The 9,264-nt window shown below is 68.6% G+C and carries 8 protein-coding genes; 3 read left to right on the top strand and 5 right to left on the bottom strand.

Going from position 1 to position 9,264, the window contains the following annotated elements; genetic code table 11:
* Both QC818_RS04275 and QC818_RS04270 read left to right on the top strand, forming a co-directional pair.
* The coding region (locus tag QC818_RS04275; protein WP_309651601.1) for a type I secretion C-terminal target domain-containing protein at positions 1-1,760 on the top strand (1,760 nt) is incomplete at its 5' end.
* Positions 1,761-1,862: 102 nt separating this feature from the next.
* Positions 1,863-2,198 (top strand): tryptophan synthase subunit beta like protein, encoded by a 336-nt coding sequence (locus QC818_RS04270; protein WP_309651600.1) that lies wholly within the window; start codon positions 1,863-1,865, stop codon positions 2,196-2,198.
* Between the two features lie 70 nt (positions 2,199-2,268).
* On the opposite strand, the gene QC818_RS04265 is transcribed toward QC818_RS04270, so the two are convergent.
* From QC818_RS04265 to QC818_RS04245, 5 genes are all read right to left on the bottom strand, one after another.
* Positions 2,269-4,185, bottom strand: coding sequence for an EAL domain-containing protein (locus tag QC818_RS04265; protein WP_309651599.1), 1,917 nt, complete (start codon positions 4,183-4,185; stop codon positions 2,269-2,271).
* 5 nt (positions 4,186-4,190) lie between these two features.
* Positions 4,191-4,901 (bottom strand): transglutaminase-like cysteine peptidase, encoded by a 711-nt coding sequence (locus tag QC818_RS04260; protein ID WP_309651598.1) that lies wholly within the window; start codon positions 4,899-4,901, stop codon positions 4,191-4,193.
* 73 nt (positions 4,902-4,974) lie between these two features.
* Entirely contained in the window at positions 4,975-6,120 is a 1,146-nt protein-coding gene (locus QC818_RS04255) for a cation diffusion facilitator family transporter (protein ID WP_309651597.1), read from the bottom strand.
* Positions 6,121-6,277: 157 nt separating this feature from the next.
* Entirely contained in the window at positions 6,278-7,441 is a 1,164-nt protein-coding gene (locus QC818_RS04250) for a 1-acyl-sn-glycerol-3-phosphate acyltransferase (RefSeq protein ID WP_374710053.1), read from the bottom strand.
* Positions 7,442-7,469: 28 nt separating this feature from the next.
* The gene (locus QC818_RS04245) at positions 7,470-8,402 is read right to left on the bottom strand and encodes a recombination-associated protein RdgC (protein WP_309651595.1); all 933 of its coding nucleotides are present in this window, start codon (positions 8,400-8,402) and stop codon (positions 7,470-7,472) included.
* 182 nt (positions 8,403-8,584) lie between these two features.
* Between QC818_RS04245 and QC818_RS04240 the strand changes: the two genes are divergently transcribed.
* Positions 8,585-9,004 (top strand): acyl-CoA thioesterase, encoded by a 420-nt coding sequence (locus QC818_RS04240; RefSeq protein WP_309651594.1) that lies wholly within the window; start codon positions 8,585-8,587, stop codon positions 9,002-9,004.
* Positions 9,005-9,264 lie beyond the last annotated feature (260 nt).

Genomic DNA, 9,264 nt, shown 5'->3' with positions numbered 1-9,264 from the left:
CGGTCACGCTGCATGACAACGTGCTGCATGCCTCGCTGGATGGCGAGGCCGGGGATGACACCGAGAACGACGCCACGGCGGCGCTGACGTACACGGTGCAGGACGCGGATGGCAGCAGCGCCAACGGCACGCTGACGGTGAGGTTCGACGACGACTCGCCGATAAGCTTTGCCCCGGCGGCGGGGCTTCTCACGAACAGCGAGGGCAGTGCGATTACTCTCTCGCTGAATACGGTGGATGCCATCGGTGCCGATGACTTCGGTGATGCAGACGTTGTCACCAACGTGAGCTTCGCGACCAACCAGGAAGGCGACAGTGGCCTGACTTCGGACGGGCTGGCGATCAACTATTACGTGTCCCCCGATGGCAAGACCCTGACGGCATCCACGGCCGGCGTGGAGGGGGACATCACCGAGGGCAATACCATCTTCACGGTCGAGATCGACGATACGAACGACGAGTACACGCTTACCATGCTGGGGACCATCGACAATGGGTCCGGTGTGTCATTCGAGGATCTCTCCGGAACCGGGGAGGCGGGGAACTCCTCGTTCAAGATCGTGAACTCGACGAGCGAAGATTCCGGCCTGGAGATTCTGTTCACGCCCCTGGATGATGCCTCCTCGATCAACAGTGACTCGGATGACGTGGGGGTGGACAACCAGTTCATCAGCTCGGGTGAGGGCCTGAGGGTCGATTTCGGCAAGTTCAGCAACGACGACAAGGGCACTGGGACCGGAAACGACGATACCTTCATCGTGGACGACAAGGCGACCATCAATGGTTTCCGGTTCGATATCGAACAGGTTTCCGGGAGCTCCTTTGCGTCATTGACGTTGTCCGCCTTCGACAGCGAGGCCACTCCGGACAATGATCTGTCCAACGACGCCCAGGATGCCATCACTCGGGTCGATGTCTTCGACGGCTCGGGCGCTTTGGTCGCGAGCTGGACGGGAACCGATGGGGCGCAGGGAGGCATCACCTTCATGTCCTCCGGCGGTGAGGTGACGGTCTCGGGGCTTGAGGCGGGCTACGAGATCGCCACCTTCACCGAGACGGGCTATGACGGTATCGAGATCCGCCACGAGGATGTCGTGGGCGCGGACGGCCAATTCTCCATAGGCAGTCTCGAGGTCTCGCAAAGCGATGCGGGCGACCCCGTCGACCTGACGTTCGACACCACCCTGACCGATGCCGATGGCGATACCGCCAGCGGCACCATCGAGGTCACGGCGGCGCCGGCCGATGCGGACATCCTGGGCACCAGCGGCAGTGACGATCTCGTCGGTGATTCAGGCGACAATTTCCTGTTTGCCGGCGACGGCGACGACACGCTCGATGGCGGCGAGGGGGATGACATCCTGGCAGGCGGCGGCGGTAACGACACCATGACCGGTGGCCTGGGTGCCGATGTGTTCGTATGGTATCTCGGCGATCAAGGCTCCACTGCCGACGCGGCCGATGACACCATCGACGACTTCACCTTGGGTGAGTATGGCGTGGCTGCCGACGCCGACAAGCTGGATGTCGCCGATCTTCTGGACTTCTCGTCCGGCGATGGCGATGCGATCGGCGACTTCATCGTCGCCGCCGAGTCGAGCGGCGATACCGTGCTGCATATCAAGCATGATGGAGGTATCGATGCCAGTGGCAGCAATGCCGATCAGACCATCACCCTGGATGGTGTCAGTATGGGAGGTGACACCTCGTCCGACTTCATCCAGTCATTGATCGATAACGGCCAGCTCGATATCGAGTGATCGTGACCGTACCTGGCCCCACCCAGCGCCCGGCTCCGGCCGGGCGCCTCTTGTCCGGGCATGCCTGCTATGATGCGACCAGGATCCACGAGGAGAGCTGTCATGTATGTCCAGCGCGATGAGGCCGGTGGCATCCGGCTGGTGAGCCGCGAGGTCACCCCGGATTGCTCCGAGTACCTGCCGGCGGATTCGCCGGAGCTGCTGGCCTTCCTGATGGAAGGTCAGGTCGGCCGCGAGACGGCGCGTTTCCAGGCGTCGGACCTGGCCTTCGTGCGCGTCCTGGAGGACGTGCTCGATCTGCTGATGGACAAGGGCATCATCCAGCTGACCGAGTTGCCGGAGGCCGCCCAGGACAAGGTGATGGCGCGTCAGTCGCTGCGTCGTCGACTCAATGCGTTGCACCTGGTCGGCGGGACGGAGGAGGACGACGTGATCTGAGTCCAACGGCTCGAGGATGACGTGACACGAGCGCCGGCCCATGGGGCCGGCGTTTCGTCGTCATCGGGGCCTACAGCATTGGCTTGTCGTTGTGCCGGACGCCGGGGCCGGTCACGCCGTCCACGCCGAGCTCGATCAGGGCTCTGGCCTCGTCCAGGGACTGCACGCCCTCGGCGATGGCGAGAATGCCCAGCGAATGGCACAGCGTCGCCATGCCGCGGAGGATGGTCTGCTGCTCGTGGGCGTCGCGAACGCCCTGGACCAGGGAGCGGTCGATCTTCAGGTAGGCCAGGCCCAGGTCGTGCAGGTCGGCGATGCGGGTGAACTCGGCGCCGACGTGTTCCAGCCCCATGTGACAGCCCAGCGGGCGCAGCGTCTGGCAGAGGCTGCGAAAGTGTGCCAGCTCCTGGATGGCCAGGCTGCCGGGGAGCTCCAGCCACAGCCGGCGCGCGATCTCCGGGCGGTTGCTGAGGCGACTGCGCAGCTCGAGGACGAAGCGAGCGTCGCGGATCGAGGCGGCGGACAGGTTGACGCCCACGGCCTGGTCGCGCTGGGCGATGTCGCGCAGGGCGGCGTCGACCACGGCCAGGTCGAGCTGGGTATCGAGTCCCAGCCGCGAGATCCAGGGGATGAAGACTCCGGCCGGCTGCCATTGCTGCTGCAGGCGCAGCCGCGAGGGACACTCGAAGTGCAGCAGCCTGCCGTCCCGGTCGAGCACCGGGTAGTGGGCCAGGTAGACGCCTTCCTGGAGGGCGGCCTGAAGCGCCTGTCGCCATTCGGCATGGCTGGTGAACAGGCTGCTGGGCCGGTCGCGCTCGACGATGGCCAGCTGGTTCGGGCCATGTCCCTCGGCGCTGGCCAGGCAGCCGTCGAGGGTGGCCAGGAGCCGGTCCCGGTGATGGCTCTGCGCATAGGCGCTGATGGCGCCGGGCAGGGAGACCGGAGCGTCATGCTCGTCGGCGAGCGGCCTGAGGCGCTTGAGCAGCGCCTGATGCAGGTATTCGGTGTCGTCGAGACCGGGCAGCAGCACGGCGAAGTCGCTGCCGTTGAGTCGGCCGACCAGGCCGCTGCCATGGATCTCGGCCAATTGCTCGAGGGTCTCGGCCAGGCGCCGGAGCAGGGCATCGGCGGCGGCGTGGCCGAGCTGCTCGTTGAGGCGCTCCAGGCGGGCCACCCGGATCAGGGCCAGGCTGCCGTGGGCGCGGAAGTCCTGACTCTCCAGGTGGATCTGCAGCTGATCGAGGAAGGCCTGGCGATTGAGCGCACCGGTCACCTCGTCATGCTGAAGACGCCGCCGCAGGCGGTCCAGCTGCTGGCTCTCGCGGCCGAGCATCTCGACCACCGACGCGGCCAGCTGGTTCATGGCCTCCACCACCTCGCGAAGCTCGCGGGTCCGCGGCAGTCGCGAGGTGGTGAAGCGGCGCATGCCGATGTCACGGGCCTGGGCGACGACTCGCTGCAGGGGGCGGCGAATGCCGCGCACCAGCCACCCGCCCAGCAGCAGGCTGAGGGTGCCGGCCAGCGCGAACCAGCCGGCCAGCTTCAGGGTGCCGTGCCACAGGGAGCGGTAGGCGTAGCTGTGCTGGCTCTCCACGGTCAGGGTGCCGAACTGTCGCCAGTCGTCCTGGACCACCGCGACGCCGGGGGCCACCTCGAAGTCGATCCAGTCGACGAACCAGGCGGGGACGTCGCCGATCGCCTCGTCCGCCTGTCGGGCCTCGATGAGCTCGCCGTCCGGGGTGCGCAGTTCGATGCGCCGGTAGTAGCCGGTGTCGAACTGGGCGGCGATCAGCAGCTCCATGGTGACCTCGTCCTTGGGCATCTGACTCATGGTCAGCGCCAGGGCGTTGGCGTTGTCGGCGTTCTTGATGCGCACTTCCTGCTCGATGTAGGCGCGACTGGACGTCACGCCGATCAGCAGGCTCGCGCCGAACGACAGCAGCACCAGGCCGGCGATGATCAGCCACAGCTGTTTGATCAGTGACATTGTTATTATCCCCCCTGAAATCCCTGACGGCGCATGCGATCGATGACGCTGCGCCAGCGCGACAGCCTGGCGACGGGATCCGCCCGGGAGCGCGTCGAGCCCCCGGCCCAGAGGCCGCTGCCGTTGAAACTGAAGACCGGATCGAGATCGGTGCGCTCGTCGGCGGAGGTGATCGTCGGTACCAGGTTGTCCAGCACCAGCGGCACCGCGCCGGGCGTGGCGTAGTAGCCGAGCACCATGTGCGCCTGGCTGATGCGACTGCGGCCGATGCGCGCCTTGACGTAGATGAGGCGCAACCGCGCCTCGGCGACGCCCAGCTCGCGCAGCGTCACGTACTTGGCGATGGTGTAGTCCTCGCAGTCCCCCGCGCCGCGGCCCAGGGTCTCCAGCGGGGTCGCCCAGTAGTCCTCCTGGCGCCAGATATCGATGTCCTCGAGCCAGCGCACGCGACGATTGAAGAAGGCGTTGACCTCGCGGAGCCGAGTCCGCAGGTCGGCGTCGCGCAGGCGCTCCAGCAGGGCGAACCAGGCTTCCAGGGCCCGGCGGCCCTCGGCGCCGAACTCGCGTTGCATGCTGTCGCGCAATCGCGCGCGATCGAGCCGCGCCGCCGCCGGGGCCGGTCCCAGCCCCGTCAACGCCGACAAGGCCAGGCCGCCGAGCAGGGTCAGGCAGCGTCGGCGATCGAGGGCATGCGGGTGGGGCGGAGTGTCGGCCATGCGGTCCTGCCGGTGTATAAGCATTGGGTAAAGCGTAGGTGGCAGGAAACGCTAATGCGAGGGGGCGGCGGCCTCAGCCTCGCCCGGGGCCCTGCCACAGCCGCAGGCGCCCCATCCAGTCGAGGTCGGCGGCGGCCCGGCGCAGCTGGCGTGCCGCTTCATCCAGGTCCAGGGGTCGTCCCAGGTAGAGCGAGACATCGATGCGATCCTCCAGGTAGTGGAGGTCCAGGTCGATGCGGGCCTGCCAGGCGGGCTGGTCGTGCCAGGTGGCCTCGAGCAGCGCCTCGACGTCGCCGCGCAGCGGCAGGCCGGGGCGCAGGCTGTGGGCGGTCTGGCCCGCATCGTCCTCGGGATCGATGTGGAAGGTGACATCGGCGAGGCTCGGCAGGGTCTCGCGCAGCCGCCGGCTGACGGCATTGCCGATCTCGTGGGCCTCGGAGACGGTCACCCTGGGCGGCACCACGATATGCAGGTCGAGCAGCACGTCGTCGGCGATGCGCCGGGTGCGCAGGGCATGCACCCCCCGCACCCCGGGGACCGCCTCGGCGGCCGCCGCGAGGCGATTCTGCTCCGCCTCGGGCAGGGCGGTGTCGATCAGTTCCCGGCTGGACTGCCACAGCAGTCGGCCGCCCACCTGGCCCACCATCAGGCCCACCACGATGGCGGCGGCGGCATCCATCCAGCCGATGCCGACCTGGGCCGCCACCAGGCCGACCAGCACCACCAGGGTGGAGAGCGCATCGGAACGCGAGTGCCAGGCATTGGCCTCCAGCAGGCGCGAGCCGATGCGCCGGGCGACGGCCAGGGTGTAATGGTAGATGGCTTCCTTGGCGAGCAGGGCGGCCACCGCGACGGCGATGGCCCAGGCGCCCGGCGCGGGGATCGGCTCGCCGGCCACAAGGCGGCCCAGGCTGGCCCAGGCGATGGCGCCGGCGACGAAGATCAGCACCCCGCCCAGCCACAGGGTCGCCAGGGTCTCGATGCGGCCGTGGCCGTAGGGATGGCCCCGGTCCGGCGCCTGGCGGCCGAAGTGGGTGGCGGCCATCACGAAGCCATCGGTGACGATGTCCGAGAAGGAATGGATGCCGTCGGCCACGAGCGCCGCCGAGCCCACCAGGCTGCCGGTCACCAGCTTGACCAGGCCCACCAGCAGGTCCACGGCGGCGCCGACCAGGGTCGCCTTGTGGGCCTCTCGGGTCTGGGCGGCTCGCTCCGTCATCGTCGTTCCCCTCGGTATGCCCGTCGGATCAAAACTCGCCGCCCGCCCGCGACGTTACCCTGATGCTCGCCACATGCTGTCGATCTGGCGCTTCATGCTATCTGAACCTCGAACCTCGAACCTCGAACCTCGAACCTCGAACCTCGAACCTCGAACCTCACACCTCACACCTGGCCTTTCTTACATTTCGCACCGGATTGGCGTACTGCGCCAGCCACCAGTCGCGCAGCTCGGCCGGCACCTCGGCGAGGCGCGCCTGGAAGCGCGCCCGGTCGGCGTCGGTGACCTCGCTCAGGTCGACGAGCTCCGGGGCGTCGCCCAGGGCCTCCAGGGCGAGGTGATGGCTCGGGAAGAGATGGTAGCCGGCGAGGACCTGACGGTCGATCTCGGCGGCCACCGCCTCCGGGGTGTCGAAGTCGGCGGACAGCGGGGTGCCGAAGCGCAGGTGAACGCGCCCCTTGTCGCCGGTGATGCCGGCGACGATGGAGCGGATATCCTCGAACTCGCTCTTCTCGTAGTTGCCCCGGGTGTCGAGCTCGTACAGCTCGCGGGCCTTCTGGATGTCGCAGGGGTCGTACTCGTAGCTGATCGACACCGGCACCAGGCGCAGCTCGGCGATCGCCTCGCCCAGGCCGGCGCGGCGATCCTCGGCGCGGCGCGCCATGGTCATCATCTTGATGATCGCCGGATCGGTGCGGTCGATGCCGTCCTTGGCCCGTCCCTCGCGCTGGGCCATCCAGATCGAGTGGTTGTCGGCGGTGATCGAGTGGCGGATATACGCCGAGAGCTGCTGGTAGGCGGCCAGCATGGCGCGCTTGCCCCGCGCGCTGCGCGGCACGATGAAGCTCTTGTTGAGCCGCATCAGGTCGGTGACGTAGGGCTTCTTCAGCAGGTTGTCGCCGATGGCGATGCGCACGGTGTCGCGCCCGGCCAGGTAGAGGGCGTAATTGACGAAGGCCGGATCCAGCGAGATGTCCCGGTGGTTGCCGATGAACAGGTAGGCGGTATCCGGAGCCAGCCGCTCCAGGCCGTCGACCCGGAAGTCGCGGGTGGACTGGCGCAGCATGCGCTGCATGTAGGAAGCGATGCGGTCCTGGAAGCCGCGGACGGTGGTCACCCCCCGCACCTCGCGGCGGATCGCCATGCTGGCGATGGCCCGCGACAGGCGCGGCATCACCTTGGCGAGTCGCGGCAGGCGGTAGCGGGTGAGGGCGTCGAGCAGCTCCGGGTCCTTGGCCAGGCGGGCCAGGACCTCGGCGACCTCGGCATCGTCGTAGGGCCGAATGTCGGCCCAGGGGTCGGCGTCGTGTCGATCGTGCATGGTGGTCATGGGCGCGCGGGCGTCTCGGTCAGGCGGTGGGGGCATCCTGGCCGGCCTGGGCTTCGCCGCCCAGCCAGTCCAGCAGGCGCTCGATGCTGTCGGCCAGCGCCTGGGTCATCAGCAGGAAGTCGGTCTCCAGGCGGACCAGGGCGTCGTCGCCGTCGTCGGCCTGGGAGGCCTCGTCGATCAGGGCGTCGTCGAAGCGCAGGGATTTCACGGCCAGGTCGTCGTGGAGCACGAAGGAGAGTTTCCCCTCGAGGCCCAGGGCCAGCTTGCTGGCCTGGCGGCCGCCTTCCAGCAGCTGCTGGATCTCGTCGCTGTCCAGGTCGACCTGGCGGGCGCGCAGCACGCCGTCGTCGCCCTTGGCCTTGAGCTCCACCTGATCGCCGAGCACCAGGTCGGCGGGGCGGGTGGCGGCGTCGCCGAGCCAGGCGGTCATGGCCCGCATCGGCAGGGTCTGGCTGGCCAGCGGGGTGACCTTGAGGCTGCCCAGCGTCTCGCGCAGCAGGTCGAGCAGCTCCTCGGCGCGCTTGCGGCTGCTGGTGTTGACGGCGATCAGGCCGCGGCGGGTGTCCCACCACAGGTCGACCTTCTGGCTGCGCACGAAGGCCCGGGGCAGCAGCTCTTCGTAGACCTGCTCCTTGAGCGTGAGCTTCTCCTGGCGGCGTAGCTTGCGACCCTCGGCGTGCTCGATGGCCTCGGCGCGCTCCTCGACCTCCTCGCGGACCACCGCCGCCGGCAGGATGCGTTCCTGGCGCAGGGCCGTCAGCAGGCGCTGGCCCTGGAGCTCATGCACCAGCTGGCTGCCGGCTCGCCCGGCGGGGGCGCACCAGCCCAGGCGGCGCGGCTCGCTGCCGCCCAGCGGACGGAACGCCTGCTCGGCGAGGGCCTCCTCCAGGCGCGTCGTCTCCAGCTCCGGCGCGTCGTGCAGGCGATAGAGATGCAAGTGCTTGAACCACATGAATGAAGCGTTTCCTGGGCGAAAAGGAGGCACATTATGGCGAAGGACGGCCGGGGGTGCCAGCGCCCGGGAGTGCGGTCGTTGTTCAAACTGTCGTTTGAATATCGGCCGCCGCCGTGGCTAGAATCCGGGGTTCCCCCCATCGAACGCGCCCCGGCGGGGCGTCGCCAAGGAGTCACCGCATGGATTCTCGCCAGTCGACCGTCACCCTGCGCGTGCGCGGCTATCATCTGGACGGCTACGGCCACGTCAACAATGCCCGCTACCTGGAGTTCCTCGAGGAGGGGCGCTGGGCCTACTTCGACGAGCGGCCGGCGCTGGCCGAGGTGATCCAGCGCGGCGAGGTGGCCTTCGTGGCGGTCAACCTCAACATCGACTACCGGCGAGCCGCGGTGGCCGGCGACGACCTGGAGGTGGTCACCGGGCTCGCCGAGCTCGGCAGCCGCAGCGCGCGCATGCACCAGGAGATCCGTCGCGCCCGGGACGGCAAGTCGGTGGCCAGCGCCGACCTCACCTTCGTGCTCCTCGACGTGGCCGCCAACAAGGCGGTGAGCATCGACGGCGAGTTGCGCGAGGCCCTGGCGCCGCTGGTCGTCGACTGATCGGCGCGCCTGCGCCGGGGCGCTGGTGCGTCCCGGCGGGTCGGCATGCCCCGGGCCGGCCTTCTCGGCCGGCCCGTTCGGTGCCGCGCGCCGTCTCCATGGTGGCGAAGCGCCCGTCCCCGCGGCCCCTCGCCACCCCCGGCGACGATTGCCTCGGCGCCTTGCGCCCGAACGCTGCTTTGCGGCGCCCGCAGTGGTATGATGTGGCGCTATTATTGCGCGCCTCATCACGGCCATGTGACGCGCCAACCTGTTGCAGT

The sequence above is a fragment of the Halomonas koreensis genome (assembly GCF_031451675.1).
Lineage (GTDB): Bacteria > Pseudomonadota > Gammaproteobacteria > Pseudomonadales > Halomonadaceae > Halomonas > Halomonas koreensis.
This window is presented reverse-complemented; position numbering and strand designations above follow the sequence as displayed.